Genomic DNA, 24,948 nt, shown 5'->3' with positions numbered 1-24,948 from the left:
AAGACCTTGACTGAATATCACATTTCTACGACTCCCAACCTTAAAGCGGACAAGGTTTGTACAAGGAGATCGTATGTCGCAATCATTCTCGTCCACTAACGGCCGTATCAACCTTGAGCAGCAGCGCAAGCGCGCCAAGGAACTTTTGCAGCGCCTGAAAAGCGCCGATGCCGCCGCAACCCCGACCTTATCCGATGCCCAATGGTCGATCGCCAAGGAACTCGGTTTTCCCAGCTGGCCCAAGCTCAAGGCCCACGTCGATGCGGTGGATTTTGCCGCCCGCCATCCAGGTTTCGACGCCAGCGATGAAGCCCGCACCACCCACTGGCGCTGCGGCAATGATATCGCCCACAGCCTGGGCGTGGCGGGGTTCAAGGGCCGCTTCCGGATGCTGATTGACCCATTGTGCATGGGCCCGGTGCAGGACCTGCCTGCCGAGCAATACCAGGCCGTTCGCAGCCGCTATATCAGCCAGGTGTTTGCCATGGATGAGGCCGAAGTGGCGCGCCGGCATGCGGACGAATATCACCATCTTGAACAACTGGGCAGCGCCGGCCACAGCGTGTTGTGGTGTGAGGCGGATGCGTACGATCAGTTGTTCCTGATTCGCGCGCTGGCTGGGCTTGAGCATCTGCCTGAAAAACTGGAGTTGATCGAAGTCGATCGTATCCCCGGCGTGCAGCGTTTTATCGGCATCGGCCAACTGGCGCCTGAAGTATTGGCGTGGCTGTGGCCGCAGCGTCGGCGGGTCGATGAGGACATGCTGAAGCTGGCGCGGCAGGCCTGGCTGGCGTATTGCGCCAGCTCGCCGATCAAGCTGGCGGAACTGGCCCGGAGTAGCTCCACCTCCCTGCCCTTCCTGGCCCCGGCATTGCGCCGACAGTTGCAGGAGTTACCAGGTGTGCAGGACGGTTTGTCCCTGACCTAGCGCCTGTCCCTGCAATACGTGGATGAAGCCGGGCCGGTGCCGTTTGGCCGGGTGTTCGCCGAGCTGATGGGCAAGCGTGAACCGCTGCCGTACCTGGGAGACATGATGTTTCATGCGCTGATGCGGCCGTTGATCGATGGCGAGAATCCCCTGTTGATCGAGTCCGGGGCCCAATTGCAATGGCCGCAGCGGGTGTTGGCGCTGACTGCGCTGGGTCGCCAGGTTCTGAACGGCGCAGCCTACTGGCCGGATCATGCAACGGAAGAACGCTGGGTAGGTGGCGTCTGCCTGCGACCGCGCCACCCGCACTGGACAATTGACGAACATGGCATGCCCGTGTGGCGTGATTGATTCTTCGCGACAGCTTTGATCTGTGTCATGTTGAGCCAAACAGGTAACGGTTCAGCGCGATGACCTTACAACAGCTCAACTACTTTCTCGCCGCCATCGAGCACGGTACGTTCTCCAAGGCGGCGGAAAGCCTGCATATTTCCCAACCCTCATTGTCCGAGCAGATCCTGCGGCTGGAGGAGCACCTGGGTACCCACGTGTTCATCCGCACCAATCGCCGACTGATGCTCACCGAAGCCGGACGCCGCCTGCAGCCATTTGCACAAGGCATGGTGACGTCAGCACGCCAGGGCTATGAAGCGGTGCAGGCTGTGCGTGAACTGTCCGGTGGCGTGGCCAGTTTTGGCACCTTCGGCACCGCCCACCACTATTTCCTCACGGACCTGATCGAGCAGTTCCGCACCCAGCACCCGGATATGCGGATCAAGATCGTCGGCTACAATTCCTCGGAAATCGCCGAGCTGGTGAGCCAGGGCGAAATTGAAGCGGGGCTGGTGATGCTGCCGATCAAGCAGCAGAACCTGACCGTCAGCGAGCCGGTCTGGTCGGCCCAGGTCGGCTATATCAGTGCCGACCCGGAGCGACTCAAGGGCCCGAAAACCATCAGCGACCTGGCGGTGGCACCGTTGATTCTCACCGAGGCGCGCTGGCGCACCGCCGACCCGATTCGCCGGTTGTTGGGGCAATTGGCGTCCAAGGGCGGCGAGGTGCTGGACCCGATCATCGAAGTGGAGCACCAGATCACCGGCTTCGAGCTGGCTGCGCGCGGACTCGGCGATGTGATTGCCACGCGCCCGATCCTGCATCAGCTGGGCTTCAATGATCGCTTGGGCTGGGTGCCGATCAGCCCGGCGATCTTCGAGGTATTCGGCTTTATCCATCGCCACGACACGCCTATTTCGCCGCCCACCCGGGTGCTGATCAACCTGATGCGCAGCCACTTGAGCCGCATCCAGAACCTGTATGCGCACCTGGAGACGCTCTAGCCATAGGGATCACCTATAGGAAACACATGACTTAGCCCATTCATCCACCTCTTGCCGAGCGGGATACTCCAGCCAGCGACGCCACAACAGGCGCTTGAATGGGGAGCCAGCATGTCCAATCACTACTGCATCATTGGTGCCGGGGCCGCAGGGCTGGCGGCGCTGAAGACCATGACCGACGCCGGTTTCGAGGTGGACTGCTTCGAAAAGTCCGCGAACATCGGCGGTCACTGGAACAGCGACTACGATGCCTTGCACCTGATCACCCCCAAGAGCAGTTCCTTCTTTGACGGGTTCCCGATGCCCGCTGACTATCCGGTGTACCCGAGCCGCGATCAGGTCAAGGCGTACATGAACGCCTACACCGACACCTTCGGCCTGCGCGAAAAGATCACCTTCAACACCGAAGTGCGCAGCCTGAAGCCCCTGGACGAGAACGGCGAAGCGGGCTGGCAGGTGACCCTGGCAGACGGCACCCACAAACACTACAGCGGCGTGCTGGTGGCCAACGGTCACCTGTGGGATTGCAAGATCCCGCAAGTAAGCAAGGGGTTCACCGGCGTGTCGATTCACTCCGGCGAATACCGCAACGTGCAGCAGGTGCAAGGCAAGGTGCTGGTGGTGGGGTTTGGCAACTCCGGATGCGACCTCGCAGTGGATGCCGCCCAGGCTCGCCTGGACACCACCATTGCGATCCGACGCGGCCAGCTGTTCCAGCCCAAGACCCTGTTCGGCCTGCCCCGGGGCGAGCTGCCGCTGCTGGGGCAATTGCCGCCAGAACAGCAGAACATGCTCATGAACCTGCTGATCATGGCCAGCGTCGGCACCCACAAGAATTACCCCGGGCTACCGGCACCGGATACCTACGACCTGGATGCGCAACCGCCGGTGGTCAACACCTTGCTGCTGTACTGGATCCAGCACGGCCGAATCAAGGTCGCACCGGGTATCGAGAGCATCCAGGACAAGACTGTCACGTTCACCGATGGCAGCCAAGTCGATTACGACACCATCGTCTGGGCTACCGGTTTCAACACGCGCCTGCCGTTCCTCGATGAACGCCTGCTGCAATGGCGCGACGGTGTTCCGCTGCGGACCGCCGCGATGACCTTGCCGACCAACCTGGAAGGCCTGTTCTACATCGGCCTGGGCGCCCCACGTGGCCCGCAATGGCCGGTGTATTGCGAGCAGACCCGGCTAGTGATGCGCTTTCTCACCCTGCGCGAGCGTGGCATGCAAAGCCTGGCGGCGAAGTTTGCCCAGTTGCAGCCGGCCGACTCACGCATCGATATCGTCAAGCGCGAATGGCTGAGCAACTACCAGGACACCCAGCGCCAACTGGATGTGCTGGAACTGGCTCTGCAACCCGGCACCCCTCTTCCTCAATACGCCTGATCGGATAGCCCTTATGAACACTGCACCGCACTCCAGCGTTATCGTTACCGGGACTTCCTCGGGCATGGGCCAGGCCGTCGCACAGCGCTTTCAGGCTGAAGGCTGGCACGTCGTCGCTGTGGACGTAACACCCAGCACACAGCCGGCGAGCCCCTTGTTTTCGCCAGTGGTCGGCGACATCACCCAGGAGGCCACACTGGCCCGTACCCTCGATGCCGCCCTGGACGGCAAGGCACCGCTGCGAGCCGTAGTGAATGCGGCGGGGATCTTTCCCACGTCATCCCTGGATAGCTTCAGCGAAGCGCTGTACCGCAAGATATTCGACATCAACGTGCTGGGCTCACTGAACATCGCACGTATCGGCACCCGTCACCTGAAAGCCGCCGGCGGAGGCGCTATCGTGTTCTTCGCCTCGGTGGATGCGTTCACCGTGTCGAAAAACCAGTTGCTCTACAGCGCCTCCAAGGCTGCTGTGGTGTCGATGACCCGCTCCCTGGCCATCGAACTGGCCGGCGACAATATTGTGGTCAACGCACTGGCCCCGGGCTGGGTGGACACCGAAGGCACCCGTGCCGGCGGGCGCATCGAGGCCGCCATCGAATCGATCCCCTTGAAACGCGCCGCGCGGGTCGAAGAAATCGCCGACTGGGTCTGGCAACTGAGCGCCAAACCCTCCTACATAACAGGCGAATCATTGTGCATCGCCGGGGGCGTGTATATGCGATGACCCCAGCCTCCGCAGGCCCCGCGCATCAGACGTGGGCCTGCCACTCCCTATTGACTGCTGCCTCACTACAATTATTCCAGAGGGCAATATCATGGGCGAAGTTCACGCTTCCTCGATTCATCAAGGGTTTCCCGCCGACCGTGCATCGGCTGAACCCTCACGCAAACGGCTGACCAAAGCGGTCGTCGGCGTGACACTGGGCAATATGGTCGAATGGTTCGACTTTGCGCTCTACTCCTCTCTCGCCGGCATCATCGGCAAGACGTTCTTCCACAACGACAACCCGACCACCCAGTTGATGGCGATCTACGCCACCTTCGCGGCGGGCTTCCTGATTCGGCCACTGGGCAGCCTGGTGTTCGGTCCCATTGGCGACAAGTTTGGCCGGCGCACGGCGCTGTCGCTGAGCATCACGCTGATGGCCGTCGCAACCTTCGCCATTGCCTTGATCCCGAGTTACGCGAGCATCGGCCTGTTTGCGCCCGTCCTGTTGATTCTCATGCGTCTGCTCCAGGGCCTGTCGGCGGGTGGCGAGTACGGCGGCTCCTGCACGTTCATCGCCGAGCATTCGCCGGACGAGCGACGCAGCTTTTTCACCAGTTGGCTGGAATTCGGCAATATCTCCGGGTTCCTGCTGGGCGGTGCAGTGGTCAGCCTGTTTACCCTGGGCCTGGGCGAACAAGCCATGCAGGACTGGGGCTGGCGCGTGCCCTTTGCGATTGGCGGCCTGCTCGGCCTGATCGCCCTCTACTTGCGCCTTGGCCTGGAAGAAACACCAGTGTTCAAGGAAATCCAGGCCAACGAAAAACTGCGAAAGGCGACGGGCGCCGAACCCAGCCTGTTCAGCTTACTGGTCAACGAATGGCCGAAAATCCTGCAATGCATGGGCCTGGTCACCGTGTTCAACGTGACCTACTACATCATCCTCGGGTACATCCCGGGTTATCTGGAAAACGTACTCGGGTACAGCAATACGTTCGCCAGGAACCTGGGGATGGCCGCGACGCTGTTCATGCTGGTGTTGATCCCGGTTTCAGGCTTGCTGGCCGACCGACTGGGCCGGAACCGGATGATCATTACCGGCTGCGTGCTGCTGATCGTCATGGCGTTCCCCTGCTTCATGCTGCTGCATACCCAGAGTGTCGGGTTGCTGCTGGCCGCCCTGCTGATCCTGACCCTCGCCCAGTTGTTTTTTGAAGGAGCGATGCCGGCCACCATGACTTCGCTGTTCAAGGCCCGCGTGCGCTACAGCGCCCTCGCCTTGAGCTACAACGTCGCGGTCTCGCTATTCGGAGGCACGGCCCCGCTGATCAATACCTGGCTGATATCGATCACCGGCAACCAGATGATTCCCGCCTGGTACCTGATCGGCGGTGCCGTGGTCGGCCTGATTTCGATCCTGTTCGTCAAGGACTCCACCGGTAAACCCCTCCCAACATGAGAACCACCATGACCAGTAAAACCACAGCGCGGCAAACTATTTCCTCGGGCGGTCAGTACGAAAACGTGTTCGGTTATTCCCGCGCCGTTCGCGTTGGCAACCACCTGCACATCTCCGGCACCTGCGCCTCACCCGATTACGAACACAGCAATGCTTACGAACAGGCCCAGGCCATTCTCGTCACCGTCAACAAGGTGTTGGCCGAGGCGGGCATGGGCCCTGAAGACGTAGTGCGCACCGTGGTCTACCTGCGGGATATCAACGATGCCGCCTCCGTCGCCAAGGCACACAGCGAGGTGTTCGACGCCACTCGCCCGGCCAGCAGCCTGATTCAGGTGGATTCGATGCTGCGCCCCTGGCAGAAAGTCGAAATCGAAACGTACGCCATCGTTGCCGATTGACCCAGGCGATGAGTAAAAAACCGCGGCTTGGGCCGCGGTTTTTTTTGGTCCCGGTTATATCCATAGCAATAAACGATATTGGTATATACCAGATTGCTCCCTTATAAATCGCCCCCATCAAAAGACTGCAGGCTGGAGAAGCAAGCGATGGTGTCGGTAAAGGTAATGCTGGAGTACTTTCATCCCTGGCCGAATTCGGCGGGTTTGTACCTGGCGCGGGAACGCGGCTGGTTCGCCGAGCTGGGCCTGGATGTGGAGTTGGTGGTGCACGACCCCTACCGTGGCGACACCCTTGAGCACCTGCTGACCGGCGCGGCGGACTTCGGCATTTTCCCCAGCAACCGCCTGCTGGTCCGGCGCGGCCAGGGGCAAGCCCTGCAAGGCATCGCGGCGATCAATCATGCGGGCCTTGAGTCGATTCAAACCCTGACCGACTCCGGCATCCGCCGCCCACGAGACCTGGTGGGCAAGCGCCTGGCGCTCAACCCCACGCCACGGGGTTTGGCGATGGTGCGTCACCTTGTGAGCAACGACGGTGGCGACCCTGATGGCGTGATCCTGGTGGACAGCGGCGTACGTGAGTTGCGGCCCGAACAGTTGGCCGAAGGCATCGCCGATGCCAGTTTCGGCGGCTACTGGGCCTGGGAAGCGTTGATGCACAGCCCCATCGAAGCGGAACGCCGGGTGGTGTTGCCGGTGGATCAGATTGGCGCACCGGCGTATCACAGCTACCTGTTGGGCGCCCACGAACAAACCCTCGCCGAGCAGCCCGGGTTGGTGCGTGATTTCCTCGCGGCCACCGCCCGTGGCTATCTCGCCGTGGCCGAAGAGCCAGCCATCGCGCTGGCGGCCTATGAGCACACCACACCGTATTTCCCGGCGGAATTGCTCAGCGCATCCCTGCACAAAATCGCTCCGACCTGGCTGCATGACGGTCGTTGGGGCGAGCAACGCCAGGCGCTGCTGAAACCTTATGCCGAGTGGCTGCACGAGCACGCGGTGCTCGACAATCCGCAGGTGTGGCAAGGGGCAACCAGCAACGCCTATCTGCCCGGGGCGACGGCATGAATCCACAACGCACCGCCCATGGCCTGGGGCTTGATCCGGTAGCTGCCGACTGGCCAGCGCTGCACGAAGCAGATATCCAACAGTTGCTGCACGAGTACCCGCAACTGGGTCAACTGCGCAGTTTGCATTGGCACAGCCCGCGACCGTTCTCCGCTGCCGGGCTGATCAATACCGGCAGCGCCACCCTGTTCGTCAAACGGCATCACCGACACGTGCGCCAAGCCGCATGGCTGGAAGAAGAACACCGCCTGATCGCCCACCTGCATCGCCACGGCGCACCGGTTGCCGCAGTGGTGCCGAACCGCCACGGTGCAACGGCCACGACGCAAGGTGAATGGACCTACGAGATTCACCATGTCGCCGAGGGCCTTGACCTGTACCGCGATGCGCTGTCGTGGTCGCCCTTCCAAAGCACTCAACATGCGCAGGCGGCGGGTGTGGCGCTGGCTCGATTGCACCTGGCAGCCGAGCACTACAGCGCACCCCGCCGTCAAACAGAAGTGCTGCTGGCCAATGCCCGGGTGATCGATCAACCCGCGCCACTGGCCGCGATCGCCAACACCCCCGCGCTGACCGAGTACCTTGCCGACAAGGATTGGCACACACGGCTGACCGAGCTGCTGTTGCCCTGGCACGCGCCCCTGCAACCCTTGCTGCACCAACAACCGGCGCTCTGGACCCATAACGACTGGCACGCCTCGAACCTGCTGTGGCATGCAGACGGCAACGTCGCCAGCGTGCTGGACTTCGGCCTCGCCGACCGCACCTTCGCCCTCTACGACCTGGCGACCGCCATCGAACGCAACGCCGTGCCCTGGCTGGACCTGGACAGCGGTGGCCTGGCAGCAGCGGACCTCGACAGCGTCGACGCATTGCTCACCGGCTATCACCGGGGCCGGCCATTGAGCGCCCAGGACCTGCTCACCCTGAGCGCCCTGCTGCCGTTGGTGCATGTGGATTTTGCCCTGTCCGAAATCGCGTACTACCAAGGCGTAGTGGGTTCCACCCACAGTGCCGACGTGGCCTATCACGCCTACCTGCTGGGCCATCTGCAGTGGTTTGCCGGTACCCAGGGGCAACGATTGCTCAACCACCTGCGGCGAAAATCCGTATGAGTATCCTGGTCGATACCGATTGGCTGCATGCCCACCTCGGGGAGCCCGGGCTGGTGATACTGGACGCCACCGTCGTCCTGCCGTCCCCGCGTTTTGACGGTGATTACCGGGTCGCCAGCGGTCATGCCGGTTGGCTGCACGCACATATCCCCGGCGCACGGCATGCCGACTTGCTGACCGATCTGGCCGACGTTCAAGCGAGCTACAGCTTCGCCCTGCCAACACCACAAGCCCTGATTCAGGCACTGGCGAATCTGGGTGCAGGCGTCGGCAGCAACGTGGTGATCTACGATCGCGCCGACGGTTTCTGGGCCGCACGCCTGTGGTGGATGCTGCGCGGGCTGGGCATTCACGCCGGCGTGCTGGACGGTGGTTTCAACGCCTGGCAACGGGCGGGGTTACCGCAGCACAGCGGGCAGCCTGCAAACACACCCGTCGTCGAACCCTGGCCGATCAGCACCTACGCACCACTGTGGATCGACCGCGCAGGCGTTGAGGCGGTGGCCGCAGGACAAGCACCCGGCGTACTCGTCTGCGCGTTGGGCAGCGCCTTGTTCGACGGCACCGCAGCCACCCGCTACGCCCGGCGCGGGCACATTCCCGGCAGCCACAACCTGCCGGCACGCACGCTGTTTGATGCACAGGGTCGCTACCTGCCCAAGGACGCCCTGGCCGTGGCTATCGGACCCACGCTGCTGCACAGCGACGGTCCATTGATTCTGTACTGCGGCGGCGGAATTTCCGCGGCGGCCAACGCCCTGGCCCTGACCCTGCTGGGTCGCCAGGACCTCGCACTCTACGACGGCTCGCTGCAGGAATGGGCCGCCGACGCACGCTTACCAATGACTACCGGAGCAGCTCCGGCCTGACGCCTTTTGCGGCGACCCCGGCTTTTTAATTTCGTACTGGCAACCCGTCCGTTGCGCAGCGCTGGGCCCCTTTGCGCCCAATAAAGCGCGAGGCGCCAGCGGGCAGGCCCTTGGAGCGCTCCTTTTATGGCAACACCGTACCGTCACACCCTGCTCGCCCTGAGCATCACCCTCGCCGCCACGGCCGCCCACGCCCAGGACGCGACCCTGGACACCATTACCGTAGTCGGTGAACAGGCCACCGACTACCAGGCGAAAAAGGCCGCTGTCGCCGGCTTCGATAACGCCCCGCTGCTGGACACCCCGGCCTCGGTGGCGGTGATCACCGAGGCTCGCCTGAAAGACCAGCAAGCCCGCCTGCTCAGTGAAGTATTGAAGAACGACGCCTCGGTCGGCGACAGCTATGCGCCGGTGGGTTACTACGAGAATTTCGTGGTGCGCGGTTTCTCGTTGAACCCGGCCAGCAGCTACAAGATCAACGGTCGCACCATCACTGGCGAACAGAACGTCGCACTGGAAAACAAGCAGCAAGTGGAAGTGCTCAAGGGCCTGTCCGGGCTGCAAAGCGGCGTGTCCGAACCCGGCGGCTTGATCAACTACGTAAGCAAGCGCCCGGAGAACGTGCGCTCGGTGACTGTCTCCACCAACGAACACGGCGAGCGCTACCTGGCCACCGACGTCGGCGGCTGGCTCGGTGCCGAGCAGCAGGTGGGGGTGCGGGTCAACCTGGCCCACGAAGACATCCGTTCCTACGTCGACCACGCCGACGGCCAGCGGGACTTTGCCTCCCTGGCCCTCGACTGGAACATCAGCCCCAACGCCCTGCTGCAACTGAACGCCGAATACCAGAACCGCGAGCAACGCTCGGTGCCCGGATACCAATTGCTCGGCGGCACCACCGTGCCCCACAACGTGTCGCCACGTGATCTGCTGGGCTACCAGAGCTGGTCGAACCCGGTGGGCATCAAGTCGCTGAACCTCGACGGCCTGTTCGAATACCGCTTCAACGAGGCCTGGAAAGCCAGCTTCAGCGCCTCCCGCAGCCGCGTGGTGATCGACGACTACAGCACCTTCGCCTGGGGTTGCTACGGCGCCGCCAGTTGCGCCAACACCGCAGTGCCCAACCACTTCAGCGCCGAGGGTGACTACGACATCTCGGACTACCGCAGCCCCGACGACACCCGCAGCAACGAAGAAGCCCAGGCCGCCCTCAACGGCCAGTTCGACACCGGTTTTCTCAAGCATGACCTGACCTTCGGCACCACTGCCTTGCGCCGCCTGGTGGACCGGCGTGAATCAGTCAACGAATACATCGGCGAGGGCAATATCTACGAAAAGCCGCCGGTGCTTGACCCCTACGAGGGGCCGCTGGGCCATACCTACCGGCGCCTGGACAGCCGCCAATACGGGCTGTTCGCCAGCGACCGCATCAGCTTCAACGAGCAGTGGCAAACCATTCTCGGCGGGCGCCAGGTGCGCCTCGACGAAGAAACCTACGACCAGGCCGGCGACACCACCCGCCATACCCAGCGCAGCGTATTCCTGCCCCAGGTGGCGCTGATCTACAAGCCGCGCCCGGACACCACCCTGTACGCCAGCTACAGCAAGGGCCTGTCCCTGGGCGGCACCGCGGCATGGTTCAGCAGCAACGCCGATGAGGTATTGCCGCCGACCACCTCGCGCCAGCTGGAAGTGGGGATCAAGCGTGACTTCCAGCGCCTGAGCCTGACCGCCGCGCTGTTCCAGATCACCCAGGACCTGCAATACAACCGGCCCAGCGATGACGGCAGCATCACCTTCGTACAGCAGGGCCAGCAGAAGAACGTCGGCCTGGAGCTTTCGGCCAATGGTCGGGTGACCGACAACCTGCAAGTGTCCGCCAGCGTGGCGGCGATTCGCGCCCGGGTGAGCGGCAGCGGCACCGACGACTACGACGGCCACCAGGCGATCAACGTGCCCAAGCTGCGCGCCAGCCTGCACGGCGACTACAGCATTCCCGGGATCAAGGGCCTGGCCCTGCTCGGCGGCGTGCAATACAGCGGCAGCAAGTACGCGAACCGCGAGGCCAGCGTGAAGGTCGACGACTACGCGGTGTTCGATGTCGGCGGACGCTACAGCACCAAAGTCGGTGATTACGATACTGTGCTGCGCCTGACCGTCGACAACCTGTTCGACAAACGCTACTGGCGCGATGTGGGTGAATCGGCGGGCGATGGCTACCTGTTCCTCGGCGCGCCACGCACCGCGCGGTTATCCGCCACCGTCAATTTTTGAGGCTGACTGTTCATGCGTAATCTGATTTTTGCCAGTGTGTGCCTGCTCTCCACCGCCCTCGTCGGCTGCCAGCAGCAACCGCCCGCCAACGACCAGTTGGATGCGGTGCTGTGGACCCAGACCTCCATCGAGCACGAGCTGATCTACCGCCAGGTGTTCGCCAACGCCACTCGCCAACTGGACGTGGCCCTCAAGACCCCGGACTGGGACGCCCTGCCCTTGCCACCGCGCAATCTGGCCGGGCTGCCGCCAGCGGTGATCGTCGACATCGACGAGACCGTGCTCGACAACATCCCGCTGAATGCCCGGGACGTCGTCAACAACCAGGTCTACTCCTACGACCGCTGGAACACCTGGGTCGACCAGGCCAAGGCCCAGGCGCTGCCGGGCGCCGTGGCGTTCCTGCAGGCCGCCAAACACAAAGGCATCACGGTGTACTACATCACCAACCGCGAGCAAAGCCAGGTCCAGGCCACCGTCAACAACCTGCGCCTGCGGGGCTTTCCGGTGGACAGCGAGCAGCAGGTACTGGCTGCCGGCACGCCCATTGGCGGCTGCGAACACGCCGGCTACGGCAAGAACTGCCGACGCCAATGGGTCGCCCAACACGCCCGCGTGCTGATCCTTGCGGGTGATTCCCTGGGGGATTTCGTGCAGGCCGAACACAACACCCTGGACGCCCAGCGCAAGGCCGCCGAACCCTACCTGGGCTGGCTCGGCCAGCGCTGGTTCGTGCTGCCCAACCCGACTTACGGCAACTGGTACAGCGCGCCGTATGGCGACCAGGAAAAACTGCCCTTTGAACGCAAGCGCCAGCTCAAGCAACAGGCGCTGCACCTGCAAAACTGACCCTGAGGGGAACGTATGACGCCGCTGGAAATAGTCGCTGTGATCTTCAATATTGCCGGGGTGTGGCTCACCGCCCGACGGGTGCGCTGGTGCTGGCCGGTCAGCGTGGTCGCGGTGTTGCTGTACGGCTGGATCTTCTTCGACGTGAAGCTGTATTCCGACATGCTCCTGCAACTGGTCTTCGCTGTGTTGCAGGGCTACGGCTGGTGGCGCTGGAGCACCGGGCGCATCGACGCGGGCAAGGTGCGGGTGGAACGGCTGCCGGTCCAGGAAGCATGGCGGCACCTGCTCGCCGGGGTGATCGGCGCGCTGCTGCTGGGCGCCGCCATGCACCACTTCACCGATGCCGCACTGCCGTGGCTCGACTCGCTGCTCACCGCTTTCAGCCTGGTGGCCAGCCTGTGGGCGGCGCGCAAGTATGTGGTGAGCTGGTGGCTGTGGATCGTGCTGGATACGGTCTACGTGGGGCTGTTTGTGTACAAGGACCTGCAACTGACCGCTGCGCTGTATGCCGGGTTTGTGGTGCTGGCGGCGTATGGGTTGGTGTCGTGGCAGCGTGACCTGCGCCAACAGGAACAGCAACTTTCAGTTGCTTGAACACGATGTTTGTTTCCCAACTGTTGCCAGGCCAACAGTTGGGAAAACATATAACTAAAACAACGCATTACAGTACATAAAATCATTAAACATAAAGCCCTTATCGCGTTTAAATATAAAAAATCCCATGGGTATATTTATGAATTTACGTACTGTCGTGACCTTGGGCCTGGCCCTGTTAGTGGCCAGCCCGGCGGTGTTCGCCGGGGCAACGCTGGATCGCATCACGCAATCCAAACAGTTGGTTGGCGTGCTGATGGAGAACTATCCGCCCTTCTCTTTTCTCAATGAACAAAACCAGCTGGATGGCTTCGACGTCGACGTGGCCAAGGCCGTGGCCGACAAACTTGGCGTCACCCTGAAGTTGGAAACACCCTCTTGGGAAGTAATCGCAGCAGGCCGCTGGCAAGGGCGTTATGACGTGTGCATCTGCTCCATGACCCCAAGTGCCGCCCGTGGGCAAGTGTTCAATTTTCCTGTCGAGTATTACGCCTCACCGGCGGTCATCGTGGTCAACGCCGATGAATCTTCCATCCACTCGGCCAGTGACCTTTCCGGGAAAAAAGTCGGCGTGGGCAGCGCCTCGACCTACGAGGCCTACCTGAACAAAGACTTGGTGATCGAAGGCGCCAACACGCCAATCGAATACCCGTTCAGCCAGATTCAAGCCGTGCCTTACGACAATGAAATCGTGGCCTTCCAGGACTTGGCGCTCGGCACCGGCAAACGCCTGGACGCAATGCTCACCAACCTGGTGACCGCCAATGAGCGAATCAAGCATGACCCACGCTTCAAGGTCGTCGGCAAACAGCTTTACAGCGAGCCCAACGTGGTCGCCACCGAAAAAGGCGACCCCCAATGGGACGCGAGGCTGACCCAAGTGCTGGCCGACCTTAAAAGCGACGGCACGCTGACGAAGATCTCCCAGAAATGGATTGGCGCAGACATCACCCAATGAGCGTTTTCCCCACCCCGACCTCTGTGGTGAAACCGCCGCCCGTCAAACGCCAGTGGTTGCCCTTCCAGGTGCGCCTGTGGCTGACCTGGGGCGTGATGCTGTGCCTGTTCGCCGGGCTGTTCATGAGCTTCGACCTGAAGTTTGCGATCGTCGCGGCCAAGTGGCAAAACCTGGTGGGCCTGCACCTGTCGCCCAACGGCTTTCTGCAGGGTGCGGCGCTGACGCTGTTCCTGTGTTTCTGCTCGATCTGGCTGTCCCTGGCCCTGGGGTTTGCGACGGCCCTGGCGCGCTTGTCGAACAGCGCGGTGGCGTTCGGGATTGCCAGTTTTTACGCCTCGTTCTTTCGCGGCACGCCGCTGCTGATCCAGATTTTGCTGATCTACCTCGGCCTGCCCCAGTTGGGCGTAGTGCCGGGCGCCATCAGCGCCGGGATCATTGCACTGTCGTTGAACTACGGGGCATACCTGAGCGAGATCTTTCGCGCCGGCATCATCGGAGTGTCCCAGGGCCAGCGGAATGCAGCGGCGGCGCTGGGTATGGGCCCGGCGGTGACGTTCTGGCAGATCGTGCTGCCCCAGGCGATGCGCACCATCATTCCACCGACCACCAGCCAGTTCATTTCGATGCTCAAGGACTCATCGCTGGTCTCGGTCATGGGCGTCTGGGAAGTGATGTTCCTCGCGCAGTCCTACGGGCGCTCCTCATACCGCTATATCGAAATGCTCACCACCGCTGCCGTCATCTACTGGCTGCTCTCCATTGGCCTGGAACTGATCCAGGCACGCCTGGAGCGGCACTACGGCAAGGCCTACCTTCACGGGCGATAACCGCTTTTTACCTGCAGGAAGCACCATGTCTGATCCAACCCCGTTGTTATTCGGCCTGTACGAACAAGCCAGTGTCGGCTGCGGCGGCGCGCCCAGCCTGTGGACCCACCCGGCGGATGAACGCCTGGGCATCAACACCCTCAAGTACTGGTCGAACCTGGCCCGCACGGCAGATGAAGCCAACCTCGACCTGATGTTCTTCGGCGATGTGCTGGGCTTCTACGATGTGTTTGGCGGGTCCGAAGCGGCGGCGTTGAAATGGGCGGTGGAAGCGCCGGCCAACGACCCGCTGACGATCATTCCCGCACTGGTGGCCCTGACCGAAAAGCTCGCCTTTGGCGTCACGGTCAGCACCACCTATGAACACCCATTCACCCACGCCCGGCGCTTCAGCACCCTGGACCATTTGTCCGATGGGCGTATCGGCTGGAACATCGTCACCTCTTACCTGTCCAGCGCCGCACGCAACTTCGGCCTGGAGCAGATGATCAAGCACGACGACCGCTACGAACGCGCCGAAGAGTTTCTCGACGTGGTGTACAAGCTCTGGGAAGGCAGCTGGGCCGATGACGCGGTGCTCGCCGACAAACTCGCACGCACCTATGCCGATGGCACGCGTGTTCGACCGATCCAGCATGCCGGCGACCATTACCGGGTGGCCGGCCCGCACCTCACGTCCCCCTCACCGCAACGCACTCCGCTGCTGATCCAGGCGGGTTGGTCGGGCCGTGGCCGGCAGTTCGCGGCCAAACATGCAGAGCTGGTGTTTATCGCCAAATCCAACCCGCTGGAGATACGCCAGGGGCTGGAAGATATCTGGCGCCAGGCCGAGGCCCGCGGGCGCAGTCAGCAAGACGTCAAATCCCTGACCGTGTTGCGCATCGTCACGGCCCCCACCGCCATCGAAGCACAAAAGAAATACGAGACCCTGCAAAGCAACTATCACCTGCAGGCGCAGTTGGTGAGCTACGCTGGCGACACCGGTATCGATATCAGCCGCTACGCCGACAGCGAAGCACTGTCCACTCACACCGAAGGCATGACCTCCTACGTGATGAAACCCGATGGCAGCGGTAAACCGCTGACCGCCGGCGAGGTCAAGCAACGCTTCGCCAACGTGACGCGGGGCAGCGACCTGATCCTGGTGGGCACGCCGGAGCAGGTGGCGGAAAAAATCGAGGAACACGCCAGAATCTCCGGCACCAGCGGCTACATGCTCAACCCGTTGATCAGCCCCGGCTCGCTGAATGACTTTGTCGAACTGGTGATCCCGGCCCTGCAAAAACGTGGGTTGTATCGCACCACACCGCAGACCGGCACCCTGCGTTCGCGGCTCAGCGCCGACGGCAGTGACCGCTTGCCAACCTCGGCCCATGGGGCTTCGTTCCGCTTTGAGTAAGGTGCTGGTGGGCACTGCGTGACCTGCGCCAACAGGAACGGTAGAGTCACGCCCACGCCAGGCCTGCACACGGAACCCCAGGATGCCTTTCGACCCGATTTCACCGCACTACCAGCGCATTCGCGAACAGATCGCCCACGATATCGCGGCGGGTGTGCCGCAGGCGGATGAGAAATTCCCGTCCGAACGGGAGATGATCGAGCGCTTCGGCTGCACCCGGGTCACCTTGCGCCAGGCCTTGCAGCAGCTGGAAGCCGAAGGCCTGGTGTACCGGGAAAACCGTCGCGGCTGGTTTGTCAGCCCCCGGCGCATCCGCTATGACCCAACACGCATCAGCGGCTTCATGGATTACGTAAGTGCCCAAGGCCGTACGCCGCGCACCGAATGCCTGCACGCAGAGCTGCGCCCCGCGGGCGACTGGCTGGCCAGGCGGATGGGCCTCGCGTCGGCGGATGAGCCGATGTTTTTCCTGCAACGGCGGCGCTGGATCGACCGACGGCCGGTGTTGCTGGAGTTCAACGCGCTGCTGGCCAGCTGGTGCCCTGGGCTGCTGGAGGCTGACCTGAATACCTCGCTGACCCAACTGCTGCGGGAGCGGTTTTCCCGGGTGCTGTCGCGGTGTGAGCTGGAGATGCACATTGGCACGGTGAATGAAGAACAGGCCGAGTTGCTGCAATTGTCCACCGGTTCCACCAGCGTGTATCTGGAACGCTTGAACTTCGGCGAGGATGACCAGCCGGTGGAGTTCGACCAGGAATTCTGGCGTCCGGATGCATTGTCCGTCGTGATGGAGACGCGCTACCCCGGGACGTGAATTTCACACCTGTGAAAGCTTGTGACTTGTTGCCAACGAACCCGTTTTCACTCGCTTGCAGCCCCTACTATCGAGTCCTCGTGCGCCCCTCACATGGACTGAACCGATGATCACCCGCCCCGAAAAATCCGCGTCGCCCCGCGTCGATCAACCCAACGCTCCCGAGCGGGTTTTCGACGCCGTCCTGAACAAAGCCAAAATCCTTGCCAGCACCGGGCCGGGCGACAAAACCGTCAAGCCCGAGGACTACAAGGAAGTCACCGCCCTCCCGGCCAAACTCGACATCGACAAGCTCAAGGTCATTTCCGAAGACAAGGACGCCGGGGTGATCTACTTCGAACAGGACGGCGCCAAATACAAGATCAGCGCCGAGGGTGCGGCCAACGCCCAGGACGGCTTCGACGTATTGAAGAACCTGCGCTTCGGCCATGCCGTAGCCCCGGTCAACCAGGGCGGGCCCGACGAAGGTACCCCGCTGTACACCTTCCTCCAGACCCTGGCCGAAACCCAGGGCACCCCGGCCGGCAAGGCCATCGTCGAAAGCCTGAAGAACCCCGACCAGCAACTGCTGCGCGAAGACGGCGACGGCGTGCGCCTGGCCAACATCAAATCCGTGGGCAAGGCTGAAGACGGCATCCTCAAGGTCAGCCTTGAAAACGGCAAGACTCTGGTCATTTCCGAATTGCTCACGCCCCAGGCGTTCAGCACCTACACCCAGGCCGGGGTGACCAAGGAAGCCCTCAATGACGGCAAATCCAAAGGTTATGAAGAAGTCACCAGCCTGCCGGGCGACCTCGATTTCAGCCAGTTGAAAGTGGTGTCCGAAGACAGCAGCGCCGGAGTGATCCTGTTCGAACACCAGGGCCACAAGTACGCGATCAGCAAGTCCGAAGCCGACCTGCCGCAGCCCGGCGCCGACCTCAGCAACCCCAACCCCAACGCGGGCGGCACCTTCTACAACTTCCTCCACGCCGTGCACGCCAGCGAAGGCTCGCAGGCCTTCGACTACATCAAGAACGCCCAGTCCCTGCCCGGCCAGGAACTGCTGCGCAAGGACGAGGCCAGCCTGAAGCTGGGCGACATCAGCAAGGTCGACGCGCCCATGGACGGCATCCTGGTGGTCAACCAGGCCGACGGTAAACTGCTGGTGGTGTCCAAGGACATCACCCCCGAAGCCTTCGCCGCCTACACCAGCAAGGGCCAAACCCTGGCCGGCATCGAAAAGGCCAAGGGCGACGGCTACACCCTCGCCGCCCCGGACGCTTACCTGGCCTCCACCGAAGACATCATGAGCGTCGGCGGCGCCGGTGATTATGGCCCGGGCCTGATCGCCTTCACCCAGCACAAGCCGGGGGGCAGCGAAGAGAAAATCGTGGTGTCGGAAGACAGCAATCCACAGATGTTCGAGCAGATTTCCAGCTACCGCAGCGACATCGCCGCGCAAACCACCGACGTCGACAAGCTGCGCACCGACAACGGCCTGCCGCCCCTCAAGGACGTCTCCGTCGACAACCTGACCACCACCGAGAAAGATGACAGCGGCAACCCGCTGTCGGTGCAGGACCTGTCGATGAAGACCCTGGTGGACAGCTACCGCGCCGGGGTCAAGGACGGCAGCATCGGCAAGGACGACCCGCGCGCCAAGTTCCTGCGGGCGGTGGAAGCCAGGAGCATGGCCGACAACGGCATGTCGATCATTCCCGAGCACGGCTTCGGCAACCAGGGCATCGCCACCACGCCCATCGACGTGACCTCGCGGGATGTACGCGACAACATCTTCGACACCAAGGCCATCGACCAGACCATCAACGACCTGCTCGGCGACTCGACCATCCAGCACGACATCAAGGCCAACCACGACGCAGCCCTGGGCAAGGTCTACGGCGGCCAGGCGAAGGTCGATGAGACCAGGCAGCGCCTGATCGACAGCACCTCCTCGGAGAACTTCACCCAGTACATCAAGTCCCTGCAGGACAGCGGCAAGACCGAACTGGCCACCCAGGAAATCCAGACCGCCTACACCGCCCTGGCCGATATCGACCCGGCCAAGGCCGACAACTTCCTGCAAAACCTGCAGATCGACGGCTACACCGATGCCGTTGAAAAGCTGATGGACGATCCCACCAAGATCTCAGACGACAACACCGCCCTGGCCACCACCGACAACACCATGGCAATCCTGTCGATGCTCAAGGGCAGTGCCGACGGCCTGCCGCGCCAGGCGCTGGGTGTGTATTCGAAGTTCGTCGACCAACTGCTCAAGGACAAAAACGCCGCCGCCGATTTCGGCAAGGCGATGATTTCCCTTGGCGACACCTGGCAGAAAAACGGCGTGATCAGCTTCAGCGACATCGACAAGGCCGTGAGCAAGGAGATCATGCCGGGCCTCAGCGAAGAGAACCGCAGCGCGTTCGTGAAGAACCTCAACTTCCTCAAGGACAACGGCGTACTCGGCTCGGTGGGCGGCGCAATCGGCATGGGCCGTATCGTCTACCAACTCGCCGGGCAAGGCGGCAAGCTGGCGGATACGCCGATGAAACGCCTGGGCATCGCCAACGACTTCCTTGGCTTCCTTGGCACCGGCTCGCACTTCGCCACGCTGGGTTTGAAGGTCTACGACAAGTTGCGCGGCACCAACGCGTACAAGCTGATGGGCTTCGACCGTTCCCTGCCCGACCTGTGGGCCAAGCCCGGCGAGGGGTACCACGCGCTGCCCAAGGACGCCGAGGCGGTGCAGAAGAAGTATTTCGAGATCGTCGACCAGGCCATGGACGACGGCAAGGACGTGGGCAAGGCCCTCAACAGCGGCGGCTGGAGCGACGAAGGTGCGGCGAAGATCCAGGAAGGCATTGAAAAAGGCATTGCCAGCCGCGGCGGCGTGGCCGGGGCCGGTTTTGGCGCGAAGTTCGCCAGCAGCGCGATCAAGGTGATCGGCATGGCCACCGACGTGGCAGGCGGCGTGATCAGTGTGGTGCAGGCGGCGTTTACCTTGCGTGATGGTGTGCGCGAGAAAGACCCGGTGAAAATCGCCTCGGGCTCACTGTCGATGGCCGGTGGTGTCAGCAGCCTGGTGGGCGCGGCCGGCGGCGTGCTGGGCACGCTGGGGGTGACCGGGCGGATCATTCCGTTCCTGGGACCGGTGGGTTTCTTGATCTCCGGCGCGTTGTCGTTTGTCGGGGCGATCTTGAGCACGGTGCAGTCCCACAAGCTGCACAAGATCTCGATGCAGAACTGGGACCAGATCCAGGACTTCAAGCAGGACGGGCTGCTCAAGCCCAACGGGGATGAAGCGTACGTGTGGTTGCAGACCTACCTGTCCGACTGGGGCCAGCGGGATGCGCCGCAGGACCAGAGCATTTTTGATTTCCGCAAGGAAGAGTGGGATGCGCGGTCGAGTATCCGCGGGGGCGACCATCGGCGGGACCACCCGGACTTTATCGGGGACGGGAATAACCGTAACTCAGAGGACTACAAGTACTCGCTGAAACCGTCGGAATGGACCAATGAGAACCACGACATTATCTGGCGGGTGGGGGATGGGTATGGGGGTGAGTACCATGATGTGGACAAGCCATAACTGAACTTCCTGACACCCGGCAGAACCCATGTGGGAGCGGTGTTCGGCTCAAGATCGTCAGATCAACCGCGCCGCCACCAACCAGTCCGCCACCGCCTGGAACGAAGCATCCGGCACCGGATCCCCCGGCACCGTCTTGCGCGCAATCGCTTCCGCCAAGCCCTTGTCCGGCGCTTGCGGTATCCCTAAATCAAACGCCTCCTGCAACATCCCCAACGCTTCCTCCGGCGAAGCGCGGCACACCACCACCGGCACCGGCGTTTCACCACGCACATAACGCACGCCTATCACCCAGCCATCGGTGGTGCCGATCATCATCGACGCCCGGCCCAACCCCAGCTTGGTGGCCAGCGCCTGCATCTCCTGGCGCTGGCGTCGCCGTTCGCTCTTGATCAACGGGTCGCCGTCAATGTCCTTGCGCTCGCGCTTGGTCTCGCTGCGGGTCATTTTCATGTCGCGGCCGAACAGCCAGCGTTGCATCAACACATCCACCCCCCCCACCAGGATGAAGGCCGCGAGTACGGTAAACACCAGCGGCTTGAGCACCAGGAAAAACGTCGACTCGATACACCCCGCGCCACACCGCGACGACTCCATCAACGCCTGCAACGCATGCCGCCCCACCACGTAGAACGCCACAGCCAGCACATGCACCTTGATCAGGCCCTTGATGAACTCCACAAAGTTGCGCAGGGCAAACAGCTTCTTGAAGCCTTCCGCCGGGTTGATACGCTTGAACTCCGGCTTGATCGGCTCCACGGAAAACACAAAGCCACGCATGGTGATGATATTGGTCAGGATCACCACCCCGGTGGTCACCGCCATCACCGGCAGGGTAATGCCGATCACCAGTTGCTCGGCATGGTCCAGCACCCGTGGCCAAACCGTGGCGAAGGGTTCGATGTAGATCTGCGCAGTCAGGTCGATCAGCGCCGTGACCTGGGCCTGGGCCCGGGGCGCGAGGATGGAAATGCACAGGGTGCAGAACAGGATGACCATGCCCGAGACCAAGTCCTGGCTCTTGGCGACCTGGCCTTTCTTTCGCGCGTCCTTGAGTTTTTTATCCGTGGCCGGCTGGGACTTCTCTTCGCTGGTATCGCCCATGCGCTACTCCATGCCCGCGAGGGTTTTCAGCAGCTCCACCGTGCCGCGAAATTCCGCCAACTGGTCCAGCATCAACGGAATCAGGAAGCCGATATAGATCACCATCAGGATCGAGAAAAACAGGTTTTTCACCGGTAACGACAGGTCGAAAATATGCAGGTTCGGCGCCATCCGCGACAGGTACGCCAGCATCAAATCAGTGACCAGCAGCGAGATGATCAGCGGCGACACCATCAGCACTCCGACGCGCATGATCTGGTCGAGAATCGACAGCACCGCCAGCAACGCCGAGCTGGCAAACACCGGGGTAAACGCGGTCACCGGCCACAGCTGGTAGCTGTGGTAATAACCGTCGACCATCAGGATAAAACCGCCGGACATGAAGAACAGCGTGATCAACATCACCGTCAGCAAGGTGGACATCACACTCGACTCCCCGGTGGACAACGGGTCCACCAGTTGCGCCATGGTCGAACCGCGCTGCAGGTCGATCAACTCCCCCGCCACTTCCGCCGCCCAGAACGGAATGCCGAACAACAGGCCGATCAAGATGCCGATCAGGAATTCCTTGATCAGCAACCCGGCGATAAACAGGCTGCCGTGGTTGGGCATCGAGGTCATGGCGTCGAACACCGGCATGAACATCGGGATCGAAATCGCCACGGCCACGCAGCCGCGAATCATCCCGGTGAGCCCGAGGCGGTTGAACGCCGGGGTGATCACCACCACGCCCATGGCCCGGCAGGCCGCCAGCGAGGCCGAGCTGATCACCGGGTAGGCGACTTCGAGAAACTGTGCGGTAAGGCTGGCATCCATGGGCGGTCAGCGCGTCCACAAGGGGAAGTTGTCCAGCACCTGGCTGCCGAGTTCCGCCACTTGCCCGGCGAGCACCGGGCCGAGGAACACGATAGTCAACAACACCGCCACCAGCTTCACCACCTGGGGCAGGGTCTGGTCCTGGATCTGGGTCAGCGCCTGGAACAGGCCCACGCTCAAACCCACGATGATCGCCACCCCCAGCGCAGGCGCGGAGAGCATCAGCACGGTCATCAGTGCCTGTTTCATCAATGACAGGAAAACGTCCTGGCCCATGGGTCGTGCCTCAGCCGTAACTCAGAATCAAACCGTGCATCAGGCGCGACCAGCCGCTCAATGACACGAACAGGAAGATTTTCAGTGGGATCGAAATTAGGTTCGGCGAGACCATCGACATGCCCATCGCCATCAGCACGTTGGACACCAGCAAATCCACCACCAGGAACGGGATGTACAGCAGGAACCCGATCTCGAAGGCCCGGGTCAGCTCCGAACTGACAAACGCCGGGATCAGCACCACCAGGTCGTCATCCCGCAGGTCGGCACGGGCTTCCGGCGACCAGATGGTCTCGGTGGCCTGCACAAAAAAGCCGCGCTCGGACTCGTTGGCAAACCGTGCCAGGTGCGCCTGTAGCGGCGGGCGCAAGGCGTCGCCGAGGTCCTTGAGTTGCTCGACGTGCTCGATATTCAGGTCGCGGCCCTCTACCTGGCGGTACATGTCGCCAATCAACGGCGTGGTGACGTACACCGAGAGAATCAGCGCGATGCCGTACAGCACCAGGTTCGGCGGCGTCTGCTGCACGCCCAGGGCGTTGCGGATCAGGAACAGCACCACCGAGATTTTCATGAAGCCGGTGAGGGTCACCACCGCCAACGGGATCAACCCGATGGTGGCAACCACCAGGATGATCTCGATCAGGTTCGGCTGATAACCGGTCATGGGGTGGCGAAACTCAGCAGGCGCACGCCCAGGCCGTCACCGATTTTCACCAGCTGGCCCTGGCCGACGCGGCGGCCGTTGACCATCAGGTCGACGCCATCCACGGTCGGCGTATTCAGTTGCAGCAGGCTGCCCGCCCCCAGTTCCCGCAGTTGCGCCAGGGTCAGTTCCAGACTGCCGACCTGGCACACCAGCTTGAGGGGCAAATCGTCCAGGGCCGCGGCGGCATCGACGTCAGTCATTGTGTTCTCCATGTCCAAAAGGGGCGTGTTCAGAGGTTCCTGCACCTGCAGCGACGAGCCGTCGCGCTGGCAGCGGGCTTGCAGGCGGCCCTCAAGGTCCAGCAGCCAGCCGCTGCCGGGTTCGAGCATCAGCACATCGCCGGGCTGCAGGCTGCGCAGCTCGCCGAGGCTCAACCATTGCCGCCCGGCCACTACTGACAGCGTGTGGCGCAACGCCGGCAACGGGTCGGCGTCGATCTGGCCGTGCTGCTCCAGCAACTGGCCCACCAGCACTGCAGCGCTTTCACTCAAGTCCAGGCGGGCGGCCATTGGTGGGTTGTTGCCGAAGGTCAATGTCAGTGCCAGATGCACTGCATAAGGCCGCAGGTCGTCACTGGTTTCGAGCAGTTGCACGGGGTGGCCGAGCAACGGTTCGAGGCGCTCGATCAGGTCCAGCACGGCCAGTTCCAGCAGCAGCGAACGCGGTAATGCCGGCAGCACTTGCGCGTCGAACTGCAACGCCAGCGGCACCAGTACTTGTTCCAGGGCGGCAGCCGAGAGTCGCAAGCGCACCGGTGACTGGCCGAGCAACAGCAACACATCCCGGGGTGTTTTCAGCGGCTGGGGATCGGCGGCCCAGGCGACGCTCAGATCCTGACCGGCGCAGCGGCCCTGCCACGCATGCCGCCGGCGGTGCAATTGGTTATGCAGCGTGAGCAGCGCCGGGTCGTAGTGCTCAAGCCAGGGCGCCAACGGGTCGGCAAGGGCCACGATCATGTGCCGAGTCCTTGCTCTTCACGCAGCTCGCCGGCCACCCGTTCGCTGCTTTCACGCCCGTCCAGCAGGCTTTGCCAGGCATCGGACTGGCGCTGGCGGCTCAGGCGCTCCTGGCGAAACAGCTCACGCTCGCGCTCCTGGGTTTGCAGGGTACTGGACACGTGGCTGACGTCGCCTTCAAGCACCTGCTCATCGTCGGCCAAGCCCCGCAGGCGATCCTGGGCGGCCTGCCAACTGGCCACCGACAGGCCTTCGGTCAGCGAGGCGTAAATCTCGCCGGCTTCATGGGCAACGGCCTCACGGTGCAGGCGCAGTTGTTCCTTGGCGTCGGTCAAAGCGCCGCGGGTTTGCGCGCAGCGTTGCTGTTGCGCCGCCAACTGGCTCGCCGCCCGCTGTTCGCGCAGCACCCGCAGGGTTTGCAGGGTGCGCAGTTGTTCAGTCTTCATCGGTTCTTTTCTCCATCGTCATACCAACAGCGCACTCACTGAGTGCATGAAGATCGAATGTGGGAGCT

General features: G+C 62.5%; 22 protein-coding genes and 1 pseudogene. 17 read left to right on the top strand and 6 right to left on the bottom strand.

Annotated elements, in window-relative coordinates:
- Nucleotides 1–73 precede the first annotated feature (73 nt).
- The 17 genes and pseudogenes from HX805_RS31820 (at nt 74) to HX805_RS31740 (ending at nt 20,576) form a co-directional block, all read left to right on the top strand.
- A pseudogene (locus HX805_RS31820) lies at nt 74–1,279 on the top strand (DUF1835 domain-containing protein).
- Nucleotides 1,280–1,338: 59 nt separating this feature from the next.
- Nucleotides 1,339–2,265, top strand: coding sequence for a LysR family transcriptional regulator (locus tag HX805_RS31815; RefSeq protein WP_003208286.1), 927 nt, complete (start codon nt 1,339–1,341; stop codon nt 2,263–2,265).
- A gap of 111 nt (nt 2,266–2,376) precedes the next feature.
- Entirely contained in the window at nt 2,377–3,660 is a 1,284-nt protein-coding gene (locus tag HX805_RS31810; RefSeq protein WP_177117641.1) for an NAD(P)/FAD-dependent oxidoreductase, read from the top strand.
- 13 nt (nt 3,661–3,673) lie between these two features.
- Entirely contained in the window at nt 3,674–4,387 is a 714-nt protein-coding gene (locus HX805_RS31805; RefSeq protein WP_003208289.1) for an SDR family NAD(P)-dependent oxidoreductase, read from the top strand.
- A 91-nt stretch (nt 4,388–4,478) separates the two neighbouring features.
- Complete coding sequence (locus HX805_RS31800) at nt 4,479–5,828, top strand: MFS transporter (RefSeq protein ID WP_008433139.1); 1,350 nt, start codon at nt 4,479–4,481, stop codon at nt 5,826–5,828.
- 8 nt (nt 5,829–5,836) lie between these two features.
- A complete protein-coding gene (locus HX805_RS31795) occupies nt 5,837–6,229 on the top strand; it encodes a Rid family hydrolase (protein ID WP_177117640.1) in 393 nt (130 codons plus the stop codon).
- A gap of 147 nt (nt 6,230–6,376) precedes the next feature.
- Nucleotides 6,377–7,297: an ABC transporter substrate-binding protein gene (locus tag HX805_RS31790; protein ID WP_177009725.1), complete on the top strand. Its 921-nt coding sequence runs from the start codon at nt 6,377–6,379 to the stop codon at nt 7,295–7,297.
- Nucleotides 7,294–8,412 carry a phosphotransferase gene (locus tag HX805_RS31785; RefSeq protein ID WP_177117639.1) on the top strand — a complete coding sequence of 373 codons (1,119 nt, stop codon included), beginning with the start codon at nt 7,294–7,296 and terminating at the stop codon, nt 8,410–8,412. The genes HX805_RS31790 and HX805_RS31785 overlap by 4 nt, the downstream gene beginning before the upstream one ends.
- On the top strand, nt 8,409–9,281 hold the full coding sequence (locus HX805_RS31780; RefSeq protein WP_102369483.1) for a sulfurtransferase: 873 nt from the start codon (nt 8,409–8,411) through the stop codon (nt 9,279–9,281). Before HX805_RS31785 ends, HX805_RS31780 begins: the two co-directional genes overlap by 4 nt.
- Before the next feature lie 126 nt (nt 9,282–9,407).
- Nucleotides 9,408–11,555, top strand: a complete 2,148-nt coding sequence (locus HX805_RS31775; RefSeq protein ID WP_177036595.1) for a TonB-dependent siderophore receptor — start codon at nt 9,408–9,410, stop codon at nt 11,553–11,555.
- A gap of 12 nt (nt 11,556–11,567) precedes the next feature.
- The gene (locus tag HX805_RS31770) at nt 11,568–12,404 is read left to right on the top strand and encodes a 5'-nucleotidase, lipoprotein e(P4) family (RefSeq protein ID WP_177028588.1); all 837 of its coding nucleotides are present in this window, start codon (nt 11,568–11,570) and stop codon (nt 12,402–12,404) included.
- Nucleotides 12,405–12,419: 15 nt separating this feature from the next.
- Nucleotides 12,420–13,001 (top strand): nicotinamide riboside transporter PnuC, encoded by a 582-nt coding sequence (pnuC, locus tag HX805_RS31765; RefSeq protein ID WP_008433153.1) that lies wholly within the window; start codon nt 12,420–12,422, stop codon nt 12,999–13,001.
- Between the two features lie 139 nt (nt 13,002–13,140).
- Nucleotides 13,141–13,959: an ABC transporter substrate-binding protein gene (locus HX805_RS31760; RefSeq protein WP_008433155.1), complete on the top strand. Its 819-nt coding sequence runs from the start codon at nt 13,141–13,143 to the stop codon at nt 13,957–13,959.
- Complete coding sequence (locus HX805_RS31755) at nt 13,956–14,786, top strand: amino acid ABC transporter permease (protein WP_177054080.1); 831 nt, start codon at nt 13,956–13,958, stop codon at nt 14,784–14,786. The genes HX805_RS31760 and HX805_RS31755 overlap by 4 nt, the downstream gene beginning before the upstream one ends.
- Nucleotides 14,787–14,811: 25 nt before the next feature.
- Nucleotides 14,812–16,185 carry an LLM class flavin-dependent oxidoreductase gene (locus HX805_RS31750; protein ID WP_008433157.1) on the top strand — a complete coding sequence of 458 codons (1,374 nt, stop codon included), beginning with the start codon at nt 14,812–14,814 and terminating at the stop codon, nt 16,183–16,185.
- Between the two features lie 82 nt (nt 16,186–16,267).
- Nucleotides 16,268–16,999 (top strand): UTRA domain-containing protein, encoded by a 732-nt coding sequence (locus tag HX805_RS31745; RefSeq protein ID WP_177023005.1) that lies wholly within the window; start codon nt 16,268–16,270, stop codon nt 16,997–16,999.
- A gap of 106 nt (nt 17,000–17,105) precedes the next feature.
- Complete coding sequence (locus HX805_RS31740) at nt 17,106–20,576, top strand: hypothetical protein (RefSeq protein WP_177117638.1); 3,471 nt, start codon at nt 17,106–17,108, stop codon at nt 20,574–20,576.
- 57 nt (nt 20,577–20,633) lie between these two features.
- Here the strand turns inward: HX805_RS31740 and HX805_RS31735 are convergent, their stop codons facing one another.
- Genes HX805_RS31735 through HX805_RS31710 form a run of 6 tightly spaced genes read right to left on the bottom strand, consistent with a single transcriptional unit; the run spans nt 20,634 to nt 24,880 of the window.
- Nucleotides 20,634–21,680: an EscU/YscU/HrcU family type III secretion system export apparatus switch protein gene (locus HX805_RS31735; protein WP_003208311.1), complete on the bottom strand. Its 1,047-nt coding sequence runs from the start codon at nt 21,678–21,680 to the stop codon at nt 20,634–20,636.
- A 3-nt stretch (nt 21,681–21,683) separates the two neighbouring features.
- The gene (gene sctT, locus HX805_RS31730) at nt 21,684–22,496 is read right to left on the bottom strand and encodes a type III secretion system export apparatus subunit SctT (RefSeq protein ID WP_003208312.1); all 813 of its coding nucleotides are present in this window, start codon (nt 22,494–22,496) and stop codon (nt 21,684–21,686) included.
- Nucleotides 22,497–22,502: 6 nt separating this feature from the next.
- Nucleotides 22,503–22,772 (bottom strand): type III secretion system export apparatus subunit SctS, encoded by a 270-nt coding sequence (gene sctS / locus HX805_RS31725; RefSeq protein ID WP_003208314.1) that lies wholly within the window; start codon nt 22,770–22,772, stop codon nt 22,503–22,505.
- Nucleotides 22,773–22,782: 10 nt separating this feature from the next.
- Complete coding sequence (gene sctR / locus HX805_RS31720; protein WP_003208316.1) at nt 22,783–23,436, bottom strand: type III secretion system export apparatus subunit SctR; 654 nt, start codon at nt 23,434–23,436, stop codon at nt 22,783–22,785.
- On the bottom strand, nt 23,433–24,434 hold the full coding sequence (gene sctQ / locus HX805_RS31715) for a type III secretion system cytoplasmic ring protein SctQ (RefSeq protein WP_177117637.1): 1,002 nt from the start codon (nt 24,432–24,434) through the stop codon (nt 23,433–23,435). Before sctQ ends, sctR begins: the two co-directional genes overlap by 4 nt.
- On the bottom strand, nt 24,431–24,880 hold the full coding sequence (locus tag HX805_RS31710; RefSeq protein WP_102606212.1) for a hypothetical protein: 450 nt from the start codon (nt 24,878–24,880) through the stop codon (nt 24,431–24,433). The genes sctQ and HX805_RS31710 overlap by 4 nt, the downstream gene beginning before the upstream one ends.
- Nucleotides 24,881–24,948: the final 68 nt, after the last annotated feature.

This window comes from Pseudomonas sp. G5001 (genome assembly GCF_013385475.1).
GTDB lineage: Bacteria > Pseudomonadota > Gammaproteobacteria > Pseudomonadales > Pseudomonadaceae > Aquipseudomonas.
Note: the sequence above shows the minus strand (reverse complement) of the source record. Positions and strands in the feature narration are given on the sequence as shown.

What these genes read in the sequence shown, in the direction of transcription:
- HX805_RS31815 (WP_003208286.1), top strand. Translation starts at nt 1,339, where the DNA reads ATGACCTTACAACAGCTCAACTACTTTCTCGCCGCCATCGAGCACGGT.
- HX805_RS31810 (WP_177117641.1), top strand. Translation starts at nt 2,377, where the DNA reads ATGTCCAATCACTACTGCATCATTGGTGCCGGGGCCGCAGGGCTGGCG.
- HX805_RS31805 (WP_003208289.1), top strand. Translation starts at nt 3,674, where the DNA reads ATGAACACTGCACCGCACTCCAGCGTTATCGTTACCGGGACTTCCTCG.
- HX805_RS31800 (WP_008433139.1), top strand. Translation starts at nt 4,479, where the DNA reads ATGGGCGAAGTTCACGCTTCCTCGATTCATCAAGGGTTTCCCGCCGAC.
- HX805_RS31795 (WP_177117640.1), top strand. Translation starts at nt 5,837, where the DNA reads ATGACCAGTAAAACCACAGCGCGGCAAACTATTTCCTCGGGCGGTCAG.
- HX805_RS31790 (WP_177009725.1), top strand. Translation starts at nt 6,377, where the DNA reads ATGGTGTCGGTAAAGGTAATGCTGGAGTACTTTCATCCCTGGCCGAAT.
- HX805_RS31785 (WP_177117639.1), top strand. Translation starts at nt 7,294, where the DNA reads ATGAATCCACAACGCACCGCCCATGGCCTGGGGCTTGATCCGGTAGCT.
- HX805_RS31780 (WP_102369483.1), top strand. Translation starts at nt 8,409, where the DNA reads ATGAGTATCCTGGTCGATACCGATTGGCTGCATGCCCACCTCGGGGAG.
- HX805_RS31775 (WP_177036595.1), top strand. Translation starts at nt 9,408, where the DNA reads ATGGCAACACCGTACCGTCACACCCTGCTCGCCCTGAGCATCACCCTC.
- HX805_RS31770 (WP_177028588.1), top strand. Translation starts at nt 11,568, where the DNA reads ATGCGTAATCTGATTTTTGCCAGTGTGTGCCTGCTCTCCACCGCCCTC.
- pnuC (WP_008433153.1), top strand. Translation starts at nt 12,420, where the DNA reads ATGACGCCGCTGGAAATAGTCGCTGTGATCTTCAATATTGCCGGGGTG.
- HX805_RS31760 (WP_008433155.1), top strand. Translation starts at nt 13,141, where the DNA reads ATGAATTTACGTACTGTCGTGACCTTGGGCCTGGCCCTGTTAGTGGCC.
- HX805_RS31755 (WP_177054080.1), top strand. Translation starts at nt 13,956, where the DNA reads ATGAGCGTTTTCCCCACCCCGACCTCTGTGGTGAAACCGCCGCCCGTC.
- HX805_RS31750 (WP_008433157.1), top strand. Translation starts at nt 14,812, where the DNA reads ATGTCTGATCCAACCCCGTTGTTATTCGGCCTGTACGAACAAGCCAGT.
- HX805_RS31745 (WP_177023005.1), top strand. Translation starts at nt 16,268, where the DNA reads ATGCCTTTCGACCCGATTTCACCGCACTACCAGCGCATTCGCGAACAG.
- HX805_RS31740 (WP_177117638.1), top strand. Translation starts at nt 17,106, where the DNA reads ATGATCACCCGCCCCGAAAAATCCGCGTCGCCCCGCGTCGATCAACCC.
- HX805_RS31735 (WP_003208311.1), bottom strand. Translation starts at nt 21,680, where the DNA reads ATGGGCGATACCAGCGAAGAGAAGTCCCAGCCGGCCACGGATAAAAAA.
- sctT (WP_003208312.1), bottom strand. Translation starts at nt 22,496, where the DNA reads ATGGATGCCAGCCTTACCGCACAGTTTCTCGAAGTCGCCTACCCGGTG.
- sctS (WP_003208314.1), bottom strand. Translation starts at nt 22,772, where the DNA reads ATGGGCCAGGACGTTTTCCTGTCATTGATGAAACAGGCACTGATGACC.
- sctR (WP_003208316.1), bottom strand. Translation starts at nt 23,436, where the DNA reads ATGACCGGTTATCAGCCGAACCTGATCGAGATCATCCTGGTGGTTGCC.
- sctQ (WP_177117637.1), bottom strand. Translation starts at nt 24,434, where the DNA reads ATGATCGTGGCCCTTGCCGACCCGTTGGCGCCCTGGCTTGAGCACTAC.
- HX805_RS31710 (WP_102606212.1), bottom strand. Translation starts at nt 24,880, where the DNA reads ATGAAGACTGAACAACTGCGCACCCTGCAAACCCTGCGGGTGCTGCGC.